The organism is Spongiivirga sp. MCCC 1A20706, assembly GCF_046524175.1.
GTDB lineage: Bacteria > Bacteroidota > Bacteroidia > Flavobacteriales > Flavobacteriaceae > Spongiivirga.
Genome location: NZ_JBEFZF010000004.1, coordinates 247,899 through 269,534 on the forward strand (window position 1 = coordinate 247,899; position 21,636 = coordinate 269,534).

At 35.8% G+C, this 21,636-nt stretch carries 23 protein-coding genes and 1 riboswitch; of the genes, 11 read left to right on the plus strand and 12 right to left on the minus strand.

Annotated features, from left to right (window positions below; all coding sequences use genetic code 11):
* The first annotated feature begins 172 nt into the window (after positions 1-172).
* On the plus strand, positions 173-925 hold the full coding sequence (locus ABN763_RS11400; protein ID WP_410485595.1) for a DUF5777 family beta-barrel protein: 753 nt from the start codon (positions 173-175) through the stop codon (positions 923-925).
* 12 nt (positions 926-937) lie between these two features.
* Here ABN763_RS11400 and ABN763_RS11405 read toward each other — a convergent pair whose 3' ends face one another.
* The 8 genes from ABN763_RS11405 to ABN763_RS11440 form a co-directional block, all read right to left on the minus strand.
* On the minus strand, positions 938-1,603 hold the full coding sequence (locus ABN763_RS11405; protein ID WP_410485596.1) for a hypothetical protein: 666 nt from the start codon (positions 1,601-1,603) through the stop codon (positions 938-940).
* Positions 1,604-1,772: 169 nt separating this feature from the next.
* Positions 1,773-2,606 carry a LytR/AlgR family response regulator transcription factor gene (locus tag ABN763_RS11410; RefSeq protein WP_410485597.1) on the minus strand — a complete coding sequence of 278 codons (834 nt, stop codon included), beginning with the start codon at positions 2,604-2,606 and terminating at the stop codon, positions 1,773-1,775.
* 54 nt (positions 2,607-2,660) lie between these two features.
* Complete coding sequence (locus tag ABN763_RS11415; protein ID WP_410485598.1) at positions 2,661-3,116, minus strand: nuclear transport factor 2 family protein; 456 nt, start codon at positions 3,114-3,116, stop codon at positions 2,661-2,663.
* 22 nt (positions 3,117-3,138) lie between these two features.
* Positions 3,139-3,705, minus strand: a complete 567-nt coding sequence (locus tag ABN763_RS11420; RefSeq protein WP_410485827.1) for an acyl-CoA thioesterase — start codon at positions 3,703-3,705, stop codon at positions 3,139-3,141.
* Entirely contained in the window at positions 3,698-5,017 is a 1,320-nt protein-coding gene (locus ABN763_RS11425) for a DNA recombination protein RmuC (RefSeq protein ID WP_410485599.1), read from the minus strand. The genes ABN763_RS11420 and ABN763_RS11425 overlap by 8 nt, the downstream gene beginning before the upstream one ends.
* Before the next feature lie 70 nt (positions 5,018-5,087).
* On the minus strand, positions 5,088-5,876 hold the full coding sequence (locus ABN763_RS11430; RefSeq protein ID WP_410485600.1) for an ABC transporter ATP-binding protein: 789 nt from the start codon (positions 5,874-5,876) through the stop codon (positions 5,088-5,090).
* Positions 5,876-6,904, minus strand: coding sequence for a FecCD family ABC transporter permease (locus ABN763_RS11435; RefSeq protein ID WP_410485601.1), 1,029 nt, complete (start codon positions 6,902-6,904; stop codon positions 5,876-5,878). The genes ABN763_RS11430 and ABN763_RS11435 overlap by 1 nt, the downstream gene beginning before the upstream one ends.
* Complete coding sequence (locus ABN763_RS11440) at positions 6,905-8,065, minus strand: ABC transporter substrate-binding protein (RefSeq protein ID WP_410485602.1); 1,161 nt, start codon at positions 8,063-8,065, stop codon at positions 6,905-6,907.
* Between the two features lie 69 nt (positions 8,066-8,134).
* Positions 8,135-8,390, plus strand: a riboswitch (cobalamin riboswitch).
* A gap of 66 nt (positions 8,391-8,456) precedes the next feature.
* Here ABN763_RS11440 and ABN763_RS11445 point away from each other — a divergent pair.
* Both ABN763_RS11445 and ABN763_RS11450 read left to right on the plus strand, forming a co-directional pair.
* Positions 8,457-10,322: a TonB-dependent receptor plug domain-containing protein gene (locus ABN763_RS11445; RefSeq protein ID WP_410485603.1), complete on the plus strand. Its 1,866-nt coding sequence runs from the start codon at positions 8,457-8,459 to the stop codon at positions 10,320-10,322.
* Between the two features lie 79 nt (positions 10,323-10,401).
* Positions 10,402-11,226 (plus strand): flagellar motor protein MotB, encoded by an 825-nt coding sequence (locus tag ABN763_RS11450; protein WP_410485604.1) that lies wholly within the window; start codon positions 10,402-10,404, stop codon positions 11,224-11,226.
* A 77-nt stretch (positions 11,227-11,303) separates the two neighbouring features.
* On the opposite strand, the gene ABN763_RS11455 is transcribed toward ABN763_RS11450, so the two are convergent.
* On the minus strand, positions 11,304-12,809 hold the full coding sequence (locus ABN763_RS11455; protein ID WP_410485605.1) for a S41 family peptidase: 1,506 nt from the start codon (positions 12,807-12,809) through the stop codon (positions 11,304-11,306).
* A gap of 238 nt (positions 12,810-13,047) precedes the next feature.
* On the opposite strand from ABN763_RS11455, the gene ABN763_RS11460 reads away from it, so the two are divergent.
* The 4 genes from ABN763_RS11460 to ABN763_RS11475 all read left to right on the plus strand — a co-directional run bounded on the left by ABN763_RS11460 (position 13,048) and on the right by ABN763_RS11475 (position 15,245).
* Positions 13,048-13,557 (plus strand): RNA polymerase sigma factor, encoded by a 510-nt coding sequence (locus tag ABN763_RS11460; protein WP_410485606.1) that lies wholly within the window; start codon positions 13,048-13,050, stop codon positions 13,555-13,557.
* Positions 13,544-14,002 carry a hypothetical protein gene (locus tag ABN763_RS11465; protein WP_410485607.1) on the plus strand — a complete coding sequence of 153 codons (459 nt, stop codon included), beginning with the start codon at positions 13,544-13,546 and terminating at the stop codon, positions 14,000-14,002. The genes ABN763_RS11460 and ABN763_RS11465 overlap by 14 nt, the downstream gene beginning before the upstream one ends.
* A 27-nt stretch (positions 14,003-14,029) precedes the next feature.
* Entirely contained in the window at positions 14,030-14,581 is a 552-nt protein-coding gene (locus tag ABN763_RS11470; protein WP_410485608.1) for a DUF4252 domain-containing protein, read from the plus strand.
* A gap of 112 nt (positions 14,582-14,693) precedes the next feature.
* Positions 14,694-15,245: a DUF4252 domain-containing protein gene (locus ABN763_RS11475; protein WP_410485609.1), complete on the plus strand. Its 552-nt coding sequence runs from the start codon at positions 14,694-14,696 to the stop codon at positions 15,243-15,245.
* 159 nt (positions 15,246-15,404) lie between these two features.
* Here the strand turns inward: ABN763_RS11475 and purB are convergent, their stop codons facing one another.
* From purB to ABN763_RS11490, 3 genes are all read right to left on the minus strand, one after another.
* Positions 15,405-16,748, minus strand: a complete 1,344-nt coding sequence (gene purB, locus ABN763_RS11480; RefSeq protein ID WP_410485610.1) for an adenylosuccinate lyase — start codon at positions 16,746-16,748, stop codon at positions 15,405-15,407.
* A gap of 115 nt (positions 16,749-16,863) precedes the next feature.
* Positions 16,864-17,427, minus strand: a complete 564-nt coding sequence (locus ABN763_RS11485; RefSeq protein ID WP_410485611.1) for an adenylosuccinate lyase — start codon at positions 17,425-17,427, stop codon at positions 16,864-16,866.
* Between the two features lie 10 nt (positions 17,428-17,437).
* Positions 17,438-18,124: an SIR2 family NAD-dependent protein deacylase gene (locus ABN763_RS11490; protein WP_410485612.1), complete on the minus strand. Its 687-nt coding sequence runs from the start codon at positions 18,122-18,124 to the stop codon at positions 17,438-17,440.
* Between the two features lie 153 nt (positions 18,125-18,277).
* Between ABN763_RS11490 and ABN763_RS11495 the strand changes: the two genes are divergently transcribed.
* The 4 genes from ABN763_RS11495 (at position 18,278) to ABN763_RS11510 (ending at position 21,619) form a co-directional block, all read left to right on the plus strand.
* Positions 18,278-18,943 carry a TrmH family RNA methyltransferase gene (locus ABN763_RS11495; protein WP_410485613.1) on the plus strand — a complete coding sequence of 222 codons (666 nt, stop codon included), beginning with the start codon at positions 18,278-18,280 and terminating at the stop codon, positions 18,941-18,943.
* A 149-nt stretch (positions 18,944-19,092) separates the two neighbouring features.
* On the plus strand, positions 19,093-19,728 hold the full coding sequence (locus ABN763_RS11500) for a peroxiredoxin-like family protein (protein ID WP_410485614.1): 636 nt from the start codon (positions 19,093-19,095) through the stop codon (positions 19,726-19,728).
* A 115-nt stretch (positions 19,729-19,843) separates the two neighbouring features.
* Complete coding sequence (locus tag ABN763_RS11505) at positions 19,844-20,368, plus strand: SRPBCC family protein (RefSeq protein ID WP_410485615.1); 525 nt, start codon at positions 19,844-19,846, stop codon at positions 20,366-20,368.
* Positions 20,369-20,491: 123 nt separating this feature from the next.
* Positions 20,492-21,619 carry a vWA domain-containing protein gene (locus tag ABN763_RS11510; protein WP_410485616.1) on the plus strand — a complete coding sequence of 376 codons (1,128 nt, stop codon included), beginning with the start codon at positions 20,492-20,494 and terminating at the stop codon, positions 21,617-21,619.
* Positions 21,620-21,636: the final 17 nt, after the last annotated feature.

The window sequence follows — 21,636 nt, forward strand, 5'->3', positions numbered from 1 at the left end:
TATTGATTAACTTATTATTGAACCAATTTATTGTTTTAGCTATTTGAATAAATTTTCTTTAAATAAACCTGTAATGAAAAAAATGCTTTTCTTTTTTACGTTGTTTTATGTTAATATGGTACTTTGTCAGGATACCTTACTTGATGAGATAGATCAAGATTGACCAGATAATTTGTCCGTTGTATCTGCATTTAAAGGCTTAAAAATTGTAAATTTTGAGTCAACAAAGATGGTTGCGAAAAAGGATTTTTACTTCGTGGTAGCGCACCGTTTCGGAAGTGTAAAAACTGGAATAAAGGATTTCTTCGGCTTAGATAATGCAAATACCCGTTTAAGTTTTATTTATGGTTTTGAAGATTGGCTTAATCTAGGGGTGTCCAGAAGCTCTTTTAATAAGACTTATGATCTTTCAGTTAAATACCGATTGATCTCACAGGAAGAGAACGGATTTCCGGTTACAATTGTAGGGTACTCACAAGCTGCAGTCAATACCTTGTTAGACGATGATTTAATCCCCGAAGTGAACTTTAGTGATCGCTTATCTGTTACCCAACAAATTCTGATTTCAAGAAAATTCTCAGATCAGTTTTCTTTTGAGATAATACCAACTGTTTTCAACGAAGGCTTTGTTGACTTTGCTCAGCAAGACAACACACAATTTGCGCTCGGTTTTGGAGGGCGTTACAAATTAACAAAACGTTGGAGTTTTAATGCAGACTATGGGTGGCATCTAAACCGAGCTATCGGTTCAGAGTTTAAAAATCCCCTTTCAATCGGATTCGATTTGGAAACTGGAGGTCATGTCTTTCAACTTCATTTTACTAATGCACAGCCCACATATGAAAGCGGATTTCTAGGAAATGCTATTGGAGATTGGTCCGATGGTAATTTTTACTTTGGTTTTAATTTAAGTAGAGTTTTTTAAATCCAGACAATACTAATTTTTAGTTTTTCTGGGTAATTTCTTCAAACCGTATTTATATGTGTATATCATAAATCCGATAATGATCATGACTGCTAAAATGGAAGGAATGTATTGACTGTGTGGTTGATATTGGTCCAATACTGTACCTGTAAATGCTGATAACAAAGCTGAAAATGCGCTTGTCATTTTGTAGATATGCTCATAAACCCAAATACGGTGTTTCTTGTATTTTTTCTTTGGGATTAGATATCTTAAAAAATCATATACAACAACAAAAAGAAAGGCCCCAACGGTACTATATATAACTATTGGTGACCATATCATGCCAATTGATTTAAAATAGTATAGAAAGTACCCTAATACTACAAGGCTAACTATTGCAACTAAAATGTCGATGACTTGAATAGTATTCGATTTCAATTGTAGAATTCTATATCCTGAAAAGGAAACATAACCGCTTAAAACAGTAATGACCAATAAAAAGGTATTTCTCTTAAAGACAAATACCCCCAAAAGACCCGTTATAATAACGATGATGATTAGTTTTAAAAAAAACCTGCCGCTCTTATTATGAAGTGTTGCTCCTTTTATACTTAATAGTGCGATTATTCCAAGTAAAAGTGCTATGCATCCGGTTATTACGTGAACTACAATATTAAACTTGTGTGCGATTTCCATATTTCATTCTTTTTGATTATCCAATTTTCCCATTAGAAAGGAAATATGTTGGCAAATAATCAAAGTACAAGTGCAGATGAAAGTGAAATTTGGTAAACAGCCCAAATAAGCAGTAAGCGATCTTAGAAAATGGGTGAAATTGTTTTAAAAAAAGACGAAACGATGATACTTATCGTATTTTAATTAGATTCTTAATCGTCGACAAGTATCCTTTGCTGCTGGTTATCTGCCCAATTTTAACATCATTAAATACGATTACATAGCGGCCATTTAAGTGCGGTTTAATTTGTTTAATATAATTTTCATTGACGATGTATTTACGATGCACACGTGCGAAGTTTTCGCTTAAACGGCTTTCTAAAAACATCAACGAATAATCACAAAGTTGCTTTTTTCCTGTCTTACTGTATATAAAGGAGTAGTTATCATAAGCTTCAAAGTAAACCACGCTTTCAATAGGAATTAAAGCAATGTTTTCTCCTTGCTTAATCGGAATCTTATTAATTGGATTTGCGGTAGCGGATTCGCTGTTTGATTTTTTTAAAGCTGGCGAAGACTGTTCACTATGTACTGGCTTTTCGTTTTTAGCCTTAATGAGATTATTTTGAAAAAAACTATAACCAAGAATTAGTGCAATAATCCCGTTAAATAAGTACATTTTACCACTTGTAAATAGTTGAAATTGTATATTTTGAAAAATAAGAGACCTTATCATATGCTCAATTTCTGTTGCTAAAACACCAATTAAAAAGAAAACAAGGGTAAAGAAAATATAAAGTTTAAGCTTGGTTTTAAGATAAAATAAGAACCATGATTTGTTCAAAACAATTAGTACCAGACTATAACCAATTACAAAACTGGTAGATAAGGATTGGATTACCCATTGTATCCAATTTAGGTCTCCATTCAATAGGTAATTTGCACTGCCTATTCCTATACCAATCACTGCAATAAATGGTATAAAGCGGTTTGCTTCTTTAAAGAAAAATGGATTGGAAGTCAATAGTGGCTGCTCTACTTTTTAATTATTGGATGCTTTTTATACTATATTCACACCTTATTCGTGTAACGAAAACTTCGGCTTAGATTGCCAGACGATATTAATTATTTTCCAACCTTCCTTCGTATTAACAAGGTTTAGATAGTCAATCCCCCAAACCGCGGTAACTTTTGCGACGGCTATTTTGTCAGAAACTTCTAAAATCTTTACCTCCCTAATACTATTTTTATCCGCTCTATCTCCCTTTAAATTCCATTTTTTTGCCAGATCGACCAGTTTATCAAAAGGCATTTCTAAGGCGTCACTATAGCTTTTTGTTTTATCGCTATACCACCATCCAACTTTGCGCAGGTCTTTATGAACACTTTGGTAAGCCAGACTAGTGTCAACCTGATAAAATGCGTCGATATAGTTATAAGACGCTTTCGTAACATTTTCAATAGCCATTTCTTTTGCTTGAGCAGCAATTTGAAGGCTTATTCCCATTAAAAGAGCAATTAATAAGGTTTTCATAGTTATAGTTATAGTGATCGATCTAGTCGATCGTTCCTGATTGCATTACTTTCACATTATAATTTTCCAGCTGATCAATATATTTATTAGCGTCAAACTTTTCTTCGTTAAATTCTGATTTTCGTGCTCGAGCCATTTCTTGTCTTTTTATCGATCTGATAAAACGTCTTATTTCTTCGTCACTGTCAATTATTAGTCCCGGAACAGAGACAGTATTACCCATTTCATCTTTTGCGACCATAGTAAAGTAAGAAGAATTGCAATGCTTTGTGAGTCCGGTTTGAATATTTTCAGAATCTACGCGAATGCCCACGACCATTGAGGTATTACCCACATAATTAATAGATGCTTTCATGGTCACTAATTCACCAACATCAATCGGGCTTCTGAAATCAACAGTATTTACAGATGCCGTTACGCAATATACTCCCGAATGTTTTGAGGCACACGCAAATGCAATTTGATCCATTAAAGAAAGGATATAACCACCATGAATTTTTCCGCTAAAGTTGGAATGAGAGGGGAGCATTAACTCGCTTATGGTGATACGAGATTCTTCAACGTGCTTATACATACGCGATTTAGTCATCATTTTCAGCTCTTTTTAAAATAGGCTCGGGAAGCGATTTTTTAGCCTTAGCACCCATTTTCTTCAATTTTTCAACACTAGTGATTAGATTTCCACGACCCTCAACAAGTTTATTCATGGCTGCACTATAATCTTTTTTGGCATCATCTATTTTTTTGCCAACACCGGTGAGATCTTTTACCAAGCCTTCAAATTTATCGTACAAAGCTCCCGCTTGTCTAGCAATCTCAATGGCATTTTGTTGTTGTTTTTCATTGTTCCACATGCTATCTATTGTGCGCAATGTGGCCAGTAATGTTGAAGGGGTAACGATAACAATATTTTTTTCAAAAGCCTTATTATATAGCGAATTATCCTCGTTTAACGCTACGGCAAATGCAGGTTCAATTGGTACAAAAAGTAATACGAAGTCCGGTGATTGGATATCGTATAAATCCTGATAGTTCTTGGCCGAAAGCTGATCGATATGCCGTTTAAGCGAATTTACATGAGCATTTAAATGCGCTTGTTGTTCATCATCATCAGCATTCGCATACCGCTCGTAATCGGTAAGTGACACCTTACTATCGACAATCATTTTCTTATTTCCAGGAAGATTAATAATCACATCAGGCATCACACGACTGCCATCTTCACGAGTAAAACTTTGTTGCACCACATACTCTCGGTCTTTTTCTAAACCTGATTTTTCAAGTACACGTTCTAATACTAATTCCCCCCAATTACCTTGCATCTTGCTATCACCCTTTAGCGCCTTGGTCAAGTTGAGTGTTTCTTTACTCATTTGTTGATTCAACTCTTTTAAACCAAAAATCTGTTGACGTAGTGCCGCGTGGTAATCGATACTTTCTTTATGGGTTTTATCCACTTTTTCTTCAAAGGTTTTTATTTTTTCTTGAAGCGGGTTTAGAATATTCTTGATGTTTTCCTTGTTTTGTTCAGTGAATTTTGTCGATTTTTCTTCAAGGATTTTATTGGCCAATAGCTCAAAATCTTTGGTAAATTTTTCCTGGAGCTTATTTACTTCTTCTTTTTGCTCATTATTTTTTTGTACCAGACTGTCGTATTCTACTCCTTTTATGCTGAGTTGGTTCTGGGTAAACTCTTTGGCTTCGCGAATTTTTTCTTTTTCAGCTGCTAGTTGTTGATTAGTACTTTGTAGCTCGCTAATACGCTCATTTAACTGTGATTGCCGTGCTTCTAAAGTGCTAGTACTTGCCTTATTTTTAAAGTTTGATAAAAAGAAACCTACAACACCGCCGACACCGGCGGCAACAACGATAATTAAAAGAAGGTAAAGAGAGTCATTCATGCCGATAAAGATACGGTATATCGCTTATTTAGTTATTGGTTAATAGTTATAAGTTAAAGGTGTGTTTTTTTTAACTCTTAACTCTGAAGGATGCTGTGTTTTTGTCAAAAATGATCAAATCATCTGGGAAAAGTGATTCAAAAACCTGTTCTTTAATAAGTTCCTCAGGAGTGCCAAACTCAACAGTGTTTGTTTTCATTACCAATAAATGGTCAGATAATTGAAGTGCTAGTTCTATTTCGTGGGTTGAAAAAATGATGGTTCTGTCAAAATCAGCACATAATTTTTTTAGTAAATTTAGAATGTATGCTTTATGATACATATCTAAATGTGTGGTTGGCTCATCTAGAATGATCAAAGGTGTTTCTTGTGCCAATGCTCTTGCTATCATCACTTTTTGAAACTGTCCGTCACTTAATTGATGACATTTTTTATCAGCAAGTTCTAAGGTGTGCGTTGCTTTTAACGCTTGTTTGATTAATAATTGATCTTTTTCTGATAGTGTACCGATCCAATTAGTATAGGGTTGTCTACCTAATGCAACAATCTCGCCAACGGTTAAATTTTTTGAAGCTATTTGCTCCGTTAACACTAAACTTAGTTGGGATGCTAGCTCATTTGGTTGAAATTCTTTAATCGATTTCCCTTCAATTTTTATGGCTCCTAGAAGAGCGGGTTGAAGGTTTGATAAGGTTCGTAATAAGGTTGATTTACCAACTCCGTTAGCGCCAACAATGGCAATTAATGTTCCTTTTGTAAAGTCAACATTAATTCCTTTAGAAATGACGCTTTGCTTGCCAGATTCTTTATAGCCGATACTTACATTTTCAAGCGCTAAAATGGATTTATTTGTCGCCATTAAAACATCATTTTACGTTTTTTTACGAGTAGCCAAATCACTACAGGAGCCCCAACTAATGAAGTGACCGCATTAATTGGTAAGGTATATTGACTAAACGGAATTTGCGCAATAACGTCGCAAATTAACATTAGTAACGAACCATATAGTGCAATTGCCGGCAGCAGAATCTTATGATTTGTTGTATTAAAAATTTGTCTGGTAAGATGAGGTACTGCCAGGCCAACAAATGCAATGGGGCCTGCGAATGCCGTAATACTTCCCGCTAACAGACTTGTCGCAATAATGATGGTGAAACGGGATTGCTTAATTTTTAGTCCTAAGCTACGAGCATAATTTTCACCTAATAATAAACTGTTTAGCGGCTTTATGGAAATGATGCTTAATAACAATCCTATCAAAAAAACAAAGGTAAATAGCAAGAGTTCGTTCCAACTTAAATCACCTAAACTACCGTATGACCAGAATACATACTTTTGGAGTTGCTCTGCACTGCTAAAGTACGCCATGACGCTTACCACCGCAGCAGTTAAACTACCAAACATTAATCCAATGATCAATATAGCCATGGTATCTTGTACCTTGTTCGCAACCGATACGACCAATAGCAAAACAAGAAAACATCCTAATGCTGCCGCCACGGTAATACCCCAGTATGATAATAAGGCTGTAACAAGAAACCCACCAAAAAGTCCACTCCCCATAATTAACATCGCGACCCCCAAGCTCGCACCTGAGCTGAGGCCTAAAACAAACGGTCCGGCTAATGGATTTCTGAATAGGGTTTGCATTAACATACCGCTAACACCAAGCCCCGCGCCAACCAATATAGCGGTTATTGCTTTAGGAAGTCGGTAACTCTGAATAATATACGATTGTGTATCAGCATCTGCAATACCAAAAATAGCCATAATGACCTTTGAAAATGGGATTTTAACAGAGCCTAGTGATACGTTAAGGACAAAAAAAACTAAGACCAACAGGCTTAATATCAGGAATCGCGTTCGGTATGTTCTTGGTTTTGACAATTAGTGTAAAGGCTTAAAAAAAGTAGGCTGATAATTGGTTAATAATCCCGGATGAAAAATGGTGATCATGTCCTTTAAAACGAGATCTGGTCGGTTTTGTCCTAGTTCATAGTATAGGATGCCACCGGTTTCCCCTTTAGTCAAGGTAAAGTTGAAAATATTTTTGTTTTTAAATGCTCTAAATTGCTCGTAATGTTCGCTGCCATTTTCCATGGCTTCGTACGATTCAAATTGCCCAGGGGCGATCCAGAAATCAGCATTTTTGCCTTTATCGAGTACCGTTTCAAGGTTCAACGATAAGCTTCCTGTGCCCTTTGAGTCTTTCCATAAATAGTCAACGTTGGCATCTTTTAAGAACTGTGCCTGAAAACTATCCCCAGCAGGTAGATACCAAATATCTTTATACATAGCACCGCTTAATACCGTTGGTCCTTTTTCTACATTAGCGGCTAAATTTTTAGCTTTTAAGTAATCAGTTTCTATTTGATTGAAAATACGATCGGCCTCTTGTTCTTTTTCAAACAATACTCCAAAAAGTTTAATCCATTCGGCTTTACCTAGTGGGGTTTTTTCAGTCCAATCGCCGTTATATAAAATAGGAATTCCGGCTTTTTTAATAGTTGAATAGGTTTTATTACTGTCATTAATAGAAAAACCAACAACTAATTCTGGTTGAATGGATAATAATAGCTCAGTATTTAGACTTTCATTGTTACCGATTTCTTTTATTTCGCCTTTCTCAATTTTTTGTCTTGCTTTAGTCGAAGAGATGTATTTTGTGTCAGGGAAACCCACTAAGGCATCTAGACTATTTAAGGCTTCTAACGATGGTATATGCGTAGTTGATGTAACAACCAGTTTTTCAATTGGGGTCAAGATGATGCCGTCGAACTCGCCTTGAGCAAAAGTGGTTAAGGAAGCTTTTTCTCTATTGATAAGGGCGTACTTAAAACTTTTCTTAGCTTTTGGCCAAGGCTCATTGATTATTACAGTGGTATAATTTGAGCCTTTATTAATCACAAGACCCGTCGCATGTCTAACACTGTTGATTATTGCAGAATCTTTGTCCGGTATACCTTCTTCTTTAATGGTTTGTTTCTTACTTGCCTGATTACAAGAGAAACTTAAAGTAATCGCTAGAAATAAAAGAAGGTATTTCATCAGTTTCGGCTTCATACCTCAAAAGTAAGATTATTTAAAATTTCAGTTTAGCTGAATGCTAAATTGTTTACTTTCGCAGCGAATTTTGGTTTCAATTTCACTTTTGTGAATGCGAATTAAAAGGGAATCAAGTGGAATTCAGAATTCTGAATTATTCTTGGGCTGTTCCCGCAACTGTGATTCTATAATGTGATCATTACTTCTTTTGATAGGAAGGTAGTATTTACTTCAAAACCACTGTCTTGATCCCGAGCTATCGGGAATGATGGGAAGGTGAAATGCTATTAGATAAGCCAGGAGACCTGCCTTAATTCATTATTTAATGTCAAACTTCGGGATAAAGTTGACGTATGGGTAAACTCATACTTTTTCCTTTTTAGAAAATTAAAAAATGATTAAAAGATTATTGTCTTTTGGCACACTATTTTGTGCATGTGCTGCTGCAATGGCACAACAGTCAGCAGTAAAAGAACAACAACTAGAAGAAGTTGTGGTAAGTGATTCTCGTTTTGAACTAAAGCGCGAAAATTCAGGTAAAACCGTAATTAAAATCAATCGTAAAGAGATTGAACGTAATCAAGGACGTACGCTGGTTGAATTGATCAACACTAAAAGCGGAATTGAAATTAATGGTAGCCGCAGTAATGCTGGAGCCGTTTTGGGTAGCTTTATTCGTGGCGGTAATAACAGACAAGTGCTTGTTGTTATTGACGGTGTTCAGGTTTCTGACCCAAGTAATGTAAATGCCGAGTTTGATTTGAGACTAATTGCATTGGATCAAATAGAAAGTATTGAGATTTTAAAAGGAGCGGCAAGTACGTTATATGGAACGGCAGCTGCAAGTGCGGTAATCAATATTACCACTCAGAAAGCAAGTGTTAATGGGCTAAGCGCAACTATTAATTCATCCTTTGGAACCAATCAAGCTGAAAATGAAGACGAGTATCGCCTTAATGATTTCTCGAACCAGGTGAATTTGTTTGGGAAATCGAATAAAGTGTCTGCAAATATTGGTTTTGGACATCAAAGTACAGACGGGTTGTCAGCTGGATTAAATGGTGAGAGTGATCCGTTTTCGCGAATCAATGCAATTGCTGGTATAGGGTATCAGCTTTCTGATAAATTGCATATTGATTTCGGATTCAATTACGACAAGTTTAATGCTGCATTTGACAATTTTGATGGAGCTGACCGCGACTTTGAATCATTTACCGAACAGACCCGTTTCAGAATAGCCCCAAGCTATACATATGCAAAGGGAAGTGTAACCGCTAATATATCCATCAATAATGTAGATAGAGAAATTGAGAGCGATTTTCCTAATACATTCGATTCACAAAGTGTTATAGCAGATGTATTTAATAAATACACCTTTAATGATAAGCTATATACCATAGTAGGTGTTAATTATATAAAACAAAGAACGCGTTTTAATACTGTCGAAGAAGAGACCACAACAGTTGATCCCTATGCCAATGTCGTATTCGTTTCAGAATTTGGATTGAACTTGAATGCTGGAGCCCGTTTTAGTAATCATAGTGAGTACGGGAGTAATGTCATTTATAATTTGAACCCTTCTTATGTTTTTGCAACAGGTGAAGGCTATACTAAGGTATTTGGTAGCTACGCAACTTCGTTCATTGCACCCAATTTATCACAGCTATTTGGACCTTTTGGGGCAAACCCTGATCTAGATCCTGAAACCAACACCACGTTTGAGCTTGGGGTAGAATATAAAGCGAGTAACAAGTTTCGAGCAAGTGCGGTGGCCTTTAACAGAAAGGAAAAAGACTTTATTGATTTTGTCGTGGTCGACTTCACCACATTTGCAGGAGAGTTTCAGAATGTAACTGATGATTTTGAAACGCAAGGTATCGAGGTTGAACTAGATTATCAGCCAACCGAGGCATTAAATATTACAGCTAATTATACATTTACTGAGCGACCAGATCAAGTTCGATTGCGATTGCCTAAAAATAAATTTAATGCGCTGATCGGATATCAATTTAATGAAAAGACGTTTGCTTCTATTCAATATCAATATACCTCGTCAAGAATCGATACAGACTTTAGCACCTTTACCAATATCGAATTAGAAAGTTTCGGGTTGTTAGACGTTTATGCCAATCATCAGTTATCTAAAGAGATCAGATTATTTGTAGGGTTATCGAACCTTTTAAACGAAGAATATGTTGAGGTAACTGGATTTAGCACGAAGGGAAGAAATTTCCGTCTTGGTTTTACATTAAATCTGTAAAAAAAAGATACCATATAAACCAGCACCCCCTTTTTTCACGTACATAAGATCGAAACCAAATAATCTAAAAGATTTTTAAATGAAAAAAGTAGTAGTACTGGGTATGGTAGCCAGCTTATTGTTATCGTCTTGTGTGGCTAAAAAGAAATACGTGGCCCTAGAGACAGAATTGAATAATACAAAAAGTACTTTAGTTAAAACTCAAGTTGAAAAAGAAGAATTGGAAACAAAAGTTTCTAAAATTGAAGCTAGAGTTGAAGAGTACAACAATCGTATTAATTCCTTAAAAGAATTGAATGATAATCAACTAAATGTCGTTGGTGATAAAGCAGTAATGAGCAATACAACCAAGCAGAAAATGAGAAATACGCTTTCAAAAGTTGATCCGTCATTACTTGCTAATGCATCAAGCTTAGAAGATTCTATTAATGTAGCAATCTCTCATAACTTAAAGAAAACCATCGCTGATAATGAGGATGATGTTGATATTAACGTCGATAAGACCGTCGTAATGATTAATATATCTGACAAATTATTGTTTAACAGCGGTAGTTATCGTTTGAACGAAAAAGCTAATGTTATTCTTGAAAAATTGGCCAATGTGATCAATCAAGAGCCAAGTATTGAAGTGATGGTTGAAGGTCATACAGACTCTAAAACAATTAGAACACCTGATATGTTTGATAATTGGGATTTAAGCGTGAAACGTGCTACTTCAATTGTTCGTTTGTTACAGGATAAGTATGAGGTTGATCCTTCAAAATTAATTGCGGCTGGTAGAAGTAGCTATGTGCCGTTGGTAGAAAATGACACTAAAGAAAATATGGCAAGAAATCGCAGAACGCGCATTGTGATTATTCCAGATCTTGATAAGTTTTTTGCACTGATGGAAACCGAGTTATAAAAATCGGATGACATATAAAATAAAAAAGCGGTCATCTTATCTAAATGACCGCTTTTTTATTTTTCAAGGCCTTGATGTTAGTTGGTTTTTAACTCTAACATCACTTTCTTCATTTTATCACCATCGATGTACATATTGTCTTTTAAAACGGTCATGACCTCTGAAGACATGATCGATTTAATAGGGTCTTTTACAGTTTGCAAGCCTTTTGTAGTCGATCCGGTGATTTGTGCTAAGGCGGCAGCCAATAAGGGCTCGTTTTCATCACCCAAAATACCTAAATTAGATAGAGATTCTTCCGCAGTAACATCAGGAGCTAAACCCGAAGTATAATCGAAGAATCCATCCGCATTTTCATTGCGTCCAAGTAATGGTACTATGGCCCAAAAATTCCCTTCTGCAATTCCACTAGTATCGTTACGATTAAAAACAAATTGATTCTCAACGTCATCAACTAAAGTAAGAGAAAACTCATTTTTACCAACTGTCGTTGTACCTACATGAACAACATCGATATAAGGATCAAGGCCGTTTATTACTAATTCACTAGCAGATGCGGTGTCGTCTGTGGCTATTATATACACTCTTTCTAACCCAAGACTGTTTAATGAGGTCCCGCTAATGTTATCCACAAAATTATCAGTTATTTGGGCTTCGGAAAATTGTGCTTGTAGTTTATCATTATAACGCTGTCTAAGCATTAGTTGTCCCGTGAATTGTCCCGTAATCATGCTCGCTAATCTTACTGAGCTACGAACACTTCCTCCTGGGTTGTAACGCATATCTAATACTAGCTCATCAACTCCTGCAAGACTTGCAAACGCGGTATTCAATTCATCATCAAAATTTGAAGTGAACCTATTGTACATTAAATAACCTATACTTTTTCCGTCAATATCAAATGTTTTGGTAATTAAAATAGGATTAATGTCCTGTTCTACTTTTGTAAATTCAATATTTTTACCATTAGAGACAGCACTCCCGTTTTCGATGGTCGCGAAATTCAATGTATATGTGTCCGGATCTAGAAGATCTAAATTGTTGTCATCACTGCTATTAAAAAATAGGGGAGTTCCGTTTACCGCATTGAAAATATCCCCTCTTGCAACGTCTTTCCCCGATGCGTCGGTATTGTTATTTACATAACGAACAACACCTACAATATCACTTGAGCCTTGCGTCACTCTTGTAAGTACAAAACTTAGTCCGTTTGTTTTAAAAACACCTTGTTGTGCATTTGCAAGTACGCGATAATCTTCATTGAAAAAAGTAAAGCGATCATCGGCATTTCTCAAAGGAGCGTCGTTAAACATAATTTCTGGATTGTCATAAGTATTTAGAAAAGTGTAAAACTCATCTAAGGTGCTAAATCGATCATCAGCTAAATTAGGAGTGTCTTGTTGCCAGAAATAGTACAAGTTCAATCCGCGCCAAACAAATTCGTTTTGGGTTTGCACCAACTCTACACTCCCTGATCCACCAGGTATTGCAGGTGTATTGTTATTATCGTCGTTGTCTTCACAGCTAACAACAAATAAGGATAGTATAATAAGGTAAAAGGGGAAGAATTTTAATCTTTTCATCATTGCGATTTTATTTCTTTGTCTGCAAAATACCCAATTTACTTACAAATTAAAAGTTTGGTTATCTTGTTTGATGTATAACGTTGCTAATTACTATTTATTGATGTGTTGATTGGGTTTAAGGTTGCTTTAACAAGATGAATTTTTATTTTTTTGAAACACTTTGTAACAAAAATGATGGTTGGTCGTCTTCCTTATATAACTGAAAAATTAGAGCGTGCTAACCACACCAGAAATAATGAAACAATCGGAGTTTTTAAACTTGGTAATGCCATTTAAGGATAAGCTATTTCGTTTATCTAAGCGTTTACTAACCTCTGTTGAAGAGGCTGAAGATGCAACGCAAGAGGTATTATTAAAGTTGTGGAAGGGACGGAAAAATTTGAGTACTTACAAGAGCATTGAAGCGTTTGCAATGACTATGACCAAAAACTATTGTCTTGACAAGTTAAAGTCTAAACAAGCCTCAAACTTAAAGTTAGTACACAGTAATTATAAAGACGAACAGACTTCGTTGCAAAAGCAGGTTGAATTGAATGACAGCTTGAGCTGGATACATAAAATAGTTCAAAAATTACCAGAACAGCAGCGAATGATCTTACAATTGCGAGATGTAGAGCAGTATGATTTTGATGAAATCGCAAAAGTAATGGACATGAACCCGACGGCGATAAGAGTCGCGCTATCTCGGGCTCGAAAAACAGTTAGAGAAGAATTGATCAAAAAACATAACTATGGAGTTAGTTAGAATAGAACAATTATTAGAAAAATATCTAGAAGCAACTACCACAGTTGCCGAAGAAAAAGAATTGCAAAATTACTTTTCGGGAAAGGAGGTCGCTCCACATCTCGAAGAATATCAAGCAATGTTTGCCTACTTTCAGGGCGCCAAAGACGAACAATTTACCAAGCAGGTCCCATTAAAAACTAGAAACAATTTTATGAAGTGGGCTTCCATAGCGGCGGTATTGATATTCTCCTTTGGGTTTTACTGGCAATATCAAGCCTCTCAACCTGAATATACTCAGGAAGAAATTGATCAAGCAAAAATGGCCTTAGCAATGTTATCAAATAACTTTAACAAGGGTACACAATCAATAGGTCATTTAAATGCATTTTCAGATGGTGTGAGTCAAATAAACCACATCGATCATTTTGAACAACAAACAAATAAATTATTACGAAACGAATAGGTTTTAAAAGAACAAAACAAAAACAAGATGAAAAAATTAGTTTTAACAATAGCAATAGCACTTATCTCAGTTGGCACTTATGCACAGTCTATTTTTGATAAGTATGAAAGCAACCCAGATGTTGCATTTATTTCCGTAAGTCCGAAAATGTTTAAAATGTTGGGTAGCATCGGTATCGAAACTGATGATCCTGAAGCGCAAGAATTTATTAGTCTTGTAAACAGCATTACAAACTTTAAGGTGATTACAACAGATAATGGTGCAATTTCAAAAGATATTACATCATGGGTAAGCAAGCATGTACGAAGTACAGACCTAGAAGAGTTAATGAGAGTACGTGATGGTGATAGTAACGTAAAGTTTTATGTAAAAGAAGGTAAAGATGATAATCATGTAAAAGAACTAGTAATGTTCGTTACTGGCTTTGATCAAGCAAATGTTAATATTAACGGTAAGAAGCTTGAAACAGTATTGCTATCATTGAGCGGTGATATCGATTTACGTCAGGTAGGCAAGTTAACAGATCAGATGGATTTACCCGGTGGTAAGCAGCTTAAAAAAGCAAACAAAAATAAATAAGATATACAATGAAACCGACATGATTAGAATCATTACTAAACTAACAAACTAGTAGTGGTTTTAATCATCAAAGGTTACATCTGACCAATTAAAAAAATAAAAAACAGAACAGATGAAACAATCAATCAAAATCATCGCAGCTGCATTCATGGTACTTGTTACCATGAGCAGTTGTGACAATGACCCAAGTTTACAGCAGTATTATGTAGAAAATACTGAAAATGCAGATTTCCTTTCACTTGATATCCCAGTAAGTACATTAGGGGTCGACACAGGAAAGTTCTCCGCTTCTGAAAAAGAAGCCTACGAATCTGTACGAAAGCTGAATGTATTAGCATTTAAGCTAAATGAGACGAACAAAATGGAATACGGAATCGAGCAAGAGAAAGTAAATGCCATTTTGAAGAACCCGAGCTATAATGAATTAATGCGAATGGGAACTGGTGGTAAAGGTGCAGTTGTAAAATATTTAGGAGATGATGATTCGATTGATGAAGTTGTGATCTTTGGTAAAGATGATGAAATGGGATTTGCCTTGGTACGTGTATTAGGGGACAACATGAATCCAGCGAATATGGTACAACTTATGAAAGCAATGGAAAAAGCTGATTTTAGCGATAACGGCCAGCTAAAAGAGTTAGAAAACTTTTTGAAAAAGAGTTAATTTATATTTTTCCAAGTTAGTGTTAATATAAAGGTCCTGATGTTTTATTCAGGACCTTTTCTATTATCTACCACTGGTGTCATTCCGCACTGATAAAGAAACTACTTTAAGTACACAAGTTATTGTTTTCTAAGTAAAATAATCCGACCGAGTGTTATACTAAATCCCAGTATAATTACTTGGAGAAATCTGTTTTAATTCCTGTTTTATGGTATCCTTTACATTCAACGTATCAATAAAGGATGCTATCGATTGTTGATTTATCCTTTCGTTAGTCCTAGTGAGTCCTTTTAACGCTTCATATGGATTTGGATATCCTTCTCTTCTTAGAATTGTTTGAATTGCTTCCGCAACAACAGCCCAATTGTTTTCAAGATCTGCCTCGAATTTTTCTTTGTTTAATAACAATTTATTTAAGCCTTTTAAGGTAGATTTAAATCCTATGATGGTATGACCAAAAGGTACACCTACGTTGCGCAAAACGGTACTATCGGTTAAGTCACGTTGCAATCGTGAAACAGGTAACTTCGCTGCTAAATGCTCGAAAATAGCATTGGCAAGTCCTAAATTTCCTTCGGAGTTTTCAAAATCAATTGGGTTTACTTTATGTGGCATTGCAGACGACCCTACTTCACCTTTTTTGATTTTTTGCTTAAAATAATCCATCGAAATATAGGTCCATATATCTCTATCCAGATCAATTAAAATTGTATTAATGCGTTTTAGGCCATCAAAAATTCCGGCCATATGGTCATAATGCTCAATCTGAGTAGTAGGAAAAGAGTGATACAGACCTAAAGTTTCTTCAACGAACTTGGCACCAAAAGCTTTCCAATCTACATCAGGATATGCTACTTTATGAGCATTGAAATTTCCAGTAGCACCACCAAATTTTGCTGCCTGGGGGATTTCGTGAATTAGTTTTATCTGCTCTTGTATTCGTGTTATAAATACTTGAATTTCTTTTCCCAATCGCGTTGGTGAAGCTGGCTGACCATGTGTTCGTGCTAGCATTGGTATGTCTGCCCATTCTTCAGCTAATTCTTTCAATCGATTAAGAACTGATACTAGTTCAGGACGATATACTTGTTGAATAGCGTCTTTAATGGAAAGCGGAATAGCAGTGTTATTAATATCCTGAGATGTCAATCCGAAATGAATAAACTCTTTATAAGCTTGCAGTCCTAAACTGTCAAACTTTTCTTTAATAAAGTATTCAACAGCTTTTACGTCATGATTGGTAACCTTTTCAATGTCTTTAATAGCTTGAGCATCAGTAGCACTAAACTTTTCATAAATATTTCGTAGATCATCAATCAAAGACGAATCAAACTCCTTTAATTGTGGTAACGGTAATAGCGCCAACGAAATAAAATATTCAATTTCAACCAGCACACGGTATTTTATCAATGCCTCTTCAGAGAAGAATTTACTTAGTTCTTTGGTTTTACTTCCATAGCGACCATCAACTGGTGAAATGGCATTTAAAGGAGTTAGAGACATGTTAGTTTACACTTAAATTTTAAAGCTGCAAAGATAGGTTTTAGCTAGGAAGTTTACAGGTGAAAAAGCGTAATAATTTCTTAGTAAATTCCAATATTGATTCTTATATCAACCATCAACTCTTAATTCTTGCAAGTACTTTTCTGGATGCCGCTTTGTAACCCGCGCTTCCTTGATTATAATCTTTTTCAATTACAGGCCGTAAAGCGTCATAAATCCAATTGTATTTTTTTCCTAAATAAAATAAGGCATACATTGAATAGACTTGGGCAGCCACCTTTTGATCTTGAATTAACCAATCAAAACAGGCTTCGGTGATGAGTTCAAGGTGCTTATTAGTAAGGGCTGATTGAATTTCAGATGGTTTCTTTTTGAAATATGCTTGTACCATTAATTGCGATATCTTCGCCAACGGTCTTATTGATGAATCGAGTTGTAACTGTTTCAAATTATAAGTGAATTCATCTAAATAGGGAATAATTAGTTCCGGTTGCTCCAGGTAGACAAATTCCATCACCCAGCATGCCTTGCACGAAACAGGGTCATCCACTTTAAAAGCGATATTGAATAGATGATCATAAAGCAAATGATCATTTAGCACCATTTTTGCAATTCGCATTCGGTTTTCTCTCAGCGCTGAAATGGCATCTAATTCTTCGTAAAATGATTCGTAGGTCATCGTTTTAAGTTCATCTCTTTTTCAGTAATTCAATGAACCGAGTAACACCGGTAGTCGCTTTATCTTCTATTATCGTAAGGTTTGCGAACTGATTACTATTGACGTTTGGTTTCGGGTCGATAAAAAAAATCGGTGTTTCATGACTAACAAAATTTACCAGGCTAGCAGCAGGATATACTTGCATTGAGGTACCGATAATAACCAAAACATCAGCTTTTTGAGTGATGTTTATAGCAGTATCCAACATAGGCACCATTTCACCAAACCAAACAATATGAGGACGAAGTTGATGATTATGTTCACACAGGTCCCCTAAATTCAGATCTTTATCCCAGTCCATCACCAATTGTTCATCAAATGTGCTACGTACTTTACGAAGTTCACCGTGCAGATGAGTCACTTTAGTGCTCCCGGCACGTTCATGTAAATCGTCCACATTTTGAGTGACAATTGAAACGTCATAGTCAACCTCTAACTCAGCTAACTGTATATGAGCATTATTAGGCTTTACTTGAAATAATTGCCTGCGTCGCTGATTGTAAAAGTCTAAAACCAGTTCAGGATTTCTTTTAAACCCTTGAGGAGAAGCTACCTCCATAACGTCATGGCCTTCCCAAAGCCCATCAGCATCACGAAATGTGCTAATTCCACTTTCAGCACTAACACCTGCTCCTGTAAGTACTACTATTTTTTTCATCATTTTGGTTTTGTGTGTAAAAGATACAGTTTCCAGTACTTTTTTGATCATTTTTTGTGAGAATATGTTTGAAAAGCTCTTTGCAGTATACACTAATACACTTTAGTTATTTTACCGTATTATACTACCTTCGTTTTAAAATGTATTTTCCTGATGGCTATTGATGAAAATCTATTACACTACCTCGAAGGTTTTTTAACCGAAAGACGCAGGGATTTGTTCACTAAAGTGTTAGCAAACAGAACAAGACATTTTACCATTGCAGTTGAAGATGTGTATCAACTGCATAATACTAGTGCTGTTTTAAGGAGCTGTGATGTATTTGGTATTCAGGATTGTCATGTAATTGAGGAAGTCAACAGCCGTAAAATGGATAGGGAAATTGCGATGGGCGCTCAAAAATGGGTGAGTGTAAAGCGATATAATCACGTATCAAATTGTATTACGCATCTTAAAAAAGAGGGTTATCAAATAATAGCTACCTCGCCTCATGAGAAATCTACCACACTTACAGATTTTGATATAGGAAAAAAATCAGCCTTCTTTTTTGGAAGGGAAACCGAAGGACTTTCTGATGAGGTTTTAAATAAAGCTGATGGCTTCTTGCATATTCCGATGGTGGGTTTTACAGAGAGCTTGAATATATCGGTTTCTGCGGCAATAACATTGCAGCATGTGACAGAACGATTACGAAAAAGCGAAGTAAAATGGCAATTTTCCGAAGAAGAAATGTTAGAACAGCGAATGCAGTGGGTTCAAAAATCGATTAAAAGCATTGATCAGATCTTGGAGCAGTATCAAGGAGATAAAAAGAGCTGAATACTTGTAAAATTGATTTCGGTTTGAAAATGTCATTTGAATAGCTATTTCAAAACACCAATAATTTCTTTAAAATGATGTTAATTATTAATTCGTTCTGTAATTAGTTGCTCAGTAAGTAGACCTATTCATGAAAATTAATTACAATCATGACACTTACAGAACAACTTAAAGAGTACGCCTGCAATAGTTCGAAAAGACACCCGGGAGCAGCTCAAGACATTATGAAAAAGGCCATTGAAGAACTTGAAAATACTGATATCCTAGCAAATGCTGCTAAAACAGGAGGTATTTTCCCTGGCTTTATTCTTACAAATGCAAAAGGAGAACAAGTTAGCCTTGATGATCTTTTGAAAAAAGGAAAAGTAGTACTTACATTTTATAGAGGTGGTTGGTGCCCGTATTGTAATATCGCGTTGAGGTCATTACAAAACGCATTACCGGAAATAAAGGCAAAAGGTGCAACACTTGTAGCAATCACTCCAGAAACACCCGACAACACATTAACTGTAGAAGAGAAAAACGCACTGGATTTTGAAGTGTTAACTAGTAAAAACAACGAGTTGGCGCATTCTCTAGGTTTGGTATATAAATTACCAGCTGATCTTGTGACGTTATATAAAACGTTTGGTATCGATCTAATAGAAAGTCAAGGAAATGAGGCGAATGAATTGCCCATTGCTGCCACCTATATTATTGAACAAGACAAAACAATCAGTTATCATTTTCTAGCAGAAGATTACAAGTTGAGAGCAGACCCTTTAGATATTATTAAGGCACTCTAATTATGAAAATGGTAGTAGTAAGTAAAGGAGTTTTTCATTTCGAAAAACTCCTTTTTTATTAATAATTGCATTTTGTTTAACTTTATATTACTAATCAATACCCTAACCAATTATGATGACTGCACTTTATATAGTAGGAGGCTTAGTAATACTCATACTATTATTAATGATCATTGCTCCAAAAAAATATGACGTTTCTAGAAGTATAACCATTAATAAACCAAAAAACGAGGTCTTTGGTTATGTTCGTTCACTAGAAAAAATGGCCAACTGGTCACCATGGGAGGAAAAAGACCCGAACATGGAAAAAAAGTTTACCGGAACCGACGGAGAAGTAGGCGCTGTTTCTTATTGGAACGGGAATAAAGATGTGGGTGAGGGCGAACAGGAAATCACTAAAATTGTAAAGGACGAAAGAATCGAGTCTTCGCTTCGTTTTTTTAAACCTTTTAAATCAGAATCTGATTGTTACTTTAATTTTGAAGGAGATCTACGTACTACTAAATTAACATGGGGTTTCAGTGGTAAGCATAAGCCAGTAGCCAGTATTTTTATGATGTTTATGGGCAGTATGGACAAGGCAGTTGGTGGAGACTTTGAAAAAGGTTTAGCAAAGTTGAAGTCGATTATAGAAGCGTAGAGGCTTATATTTTCACGATTTAATTTTGGGCAATATTGATATGTAAAACTCTTAGGGTTTCACAATACTTTAGGAGATTATAGACAGTAAGCTTCCTTAAAAAAGTAGTATTTTTATACTGCTATGAATAAAAAACTTCACAGAAAAGGATTTCGATTTCAGTCATACAAAGCACCAGATCAATCTCCTTTTGATAAACTGCTGGAAATTTTCAATGAACTCATCACTCATACTTCAGGTGATCTTGACGAAGCTTTAGATTGGTTAAGGGAATTAGATAAAGAATATAACCTTACCAACGAAGATTACACTATCGATGATTTTATTGAAGAGTTAAAAGAAAAAGGCTACATACGAGAAGAAATAAAACCAGATGGTTCAGGAGGGATGGCTATCACTGCTAAGACCGAAAGAGCAATTAGAAAGCAAGCTTTAGATAAGATCTTCGGAAAGCTCAAAAAAAGTGGTTCTGGTAATCATCGCACTGCACACTCAGGTCGTGGTGATGAGCATACAGGAGACTATCGAGAATACCGCTATGGCGATGCTATCGAACGTATTTCGATGACCGAAAGCTTGCGAAATGCACAGATAAATAATGGAGCTGATGAATTTCGACTAACAGAAGATGACTTGGTTATTGAAGACACTCATTTTAAGGCACAAATGAGTACGGTTCTCATGATCGATATCAGTCACAGCATGATCTTGTATGGTGAAGATCGAATCACTCCCGCAAAAAAAGTGGCTATGGCGCTGGCTGAATTAATTACCACTAGATATCCAAAAGATACACTTGATATTTTGGTTTTTGGTAATGATGCATGGCCCATCAAAATTAAAGATCTGCCATATTTGCAGGTTGGTCCTTACCATACCAATACGGTGGCTGGCTTACAATTAGGGATGGATATGCTGAGGCGTAAGCGCAATACAAATAAGCAGATTTTTATGATTACTGATGGTAAGCCTAGTTGCATTCGCATGCCCGACGGCACCTATTATAAAAATAGTGTAGGACTGGACAAATTTGTAGTCGATAAATGTTATAATATGGCAGCGCAAGCCAGAAAATTGCATATTCCTATTACTACATTCATGATCGCCCAAGACCCTTATTTAATGCAGTTTGTTCAAGAATTTACACGTGCTAATCAGGGTAAAGCATTTTATACTGGACTTCGTGGGCTGGGCGAAATGATTTTTGAGGATTATGAGACCAACAGAAAGAAAAGAGTTAGAGGCGCCTAGTCGCCAAATTATTATTG

Coding starts and splice junctions, on each gene's coding strand:
- ABN763_RS11405 (WP_410485596.1), bottom strand. CDS start 1,603: ATGGAAATCGCACACAAGTTTAATATTGTAGTTCACGTAATAACCGGA.
- ABN763_RS11415 (WP_410485598.1), bottom strand. CDS start 3,116: ATGAAAACCTTATTAATTGCTCTTTTAATGGGAATAAGCCTTCAAATT.
- ABN763_RS11420 (WP_410485827.1), bottom strand. CDS start 3,705: ATGACTAAATCGCGTATGTATAAGCACGTTGAAGAATCTCGTATCACC.
- ABN763_RS11425 (WP_410485599.1), bottom strand. CDS start 5,017: ATGAATGACTCTCTTTACCTTCTTTTAATTATCGTTGTTGCCGCCGGT.
- ABN763_RS11430 (WP_410485600.1), bottom strand. CDS start 5,876: ATGGCGACAAATAAATCCATTTTAGCGCTTGAAAATGTAAGTATCGGC.
- ABN763_RS11440 (WP_410485602.1), bottom strand. CDS start 8,065: ATGAAATACCTTCTTTTATTTCTAGCGATTACTTTAAGTTTCTCTTGT.
- ABN763_RS11445 (WP_410485603.1), top strand. CDS start 8,457: ATGATTAAAAGATTATTGTCTTTTGGCACACTATTTTGTGCATGTGCT.
- ABN763_RS11450 (WP_410485604.1), top strand. CDS start 10,402: ATGAAAAAAGTAGTAGTACTGGGTATGGTAGCCAGCTTATTGTTATCG.
- ABN763_RS11455 (WP_410485605.1), bottom strand. CDS start 12,809: ATGAAAAGATTAAAATTCTTCCCCTTTTACCTTATTATACTATCCTTA.
- ABN763_RS11460 (WP_410485606.1), top strand. CDS start 13,048: ATGAAACAATCGGAGTTTTTAAACTTGGTAATGCCATTTAAGGATAAG.
- ABN763_RS11465 (WP_410485607.1), top strand. CDS start 13,544: ATGGAGTTAGTTAGAATAGAACAATTATTAGAAAAATATCTAGAAGCA.
- ABN763_RS11470 (WP_410485608.1), top strand. CDS start 14,030: ATGAAAAAATTAGTTTTAACAATAGCAATAGCACTTATCTCAGTTGGC.
- ABN763_RS11475 (WP_410485609.1), top strand. CDS start 14,694: ATGAAACAATCAATCAAAATCATCGCAGCTGCATTCATGGTACTTGTT.
- purB (WP_410485610.1), bottom strand. CDS start 16,748: ATGTCTCTAACTCCTTTAAATGCCATTTCACCAGTTGATGGTCGCTAT.
- ABN763_RS11485 (WP_410485611.1), bottom strand. CDS start 17,427: ATGACCTACGAATCATTTTACGAAGAATTAGATGCCATTTCAGCGCTG.
- ABN763_RS11490 (WP_410485612.1), bottom strand. CDS start 18,124: ATGAAAAAAATAGTAGTACTTACAGGAGCAGGTGTTAGTGCTGAAAGT.
- ABN763_RS11495 (WP_410485613.1), top strand. CDS start 18,278: ATGGCTATTGATGAAAATCTATTACACTACCTCGAAGGTTTTTTAACC.
- ABN763_RS11500 (WP_410485614.1), top strand. CDS start 19,093: ATGACACTTACAGAACAACTTAAAGAGTACGCCTGCAATAGTTCGAAA.
- ABN763_RS11505 (WP_410485615.1), top strand. CDS start 19,844: ATGACTGCACTTTATATAGTAGGAGGCTTAGTAATACTCATACTATTA.
- ABN763_RS11510 (WP_410485616.1), top strand. CDS start 20,492: ATGAATAAAAAACTTCACAGAAAAGGATTTCGATTTCAGTCATACAAA.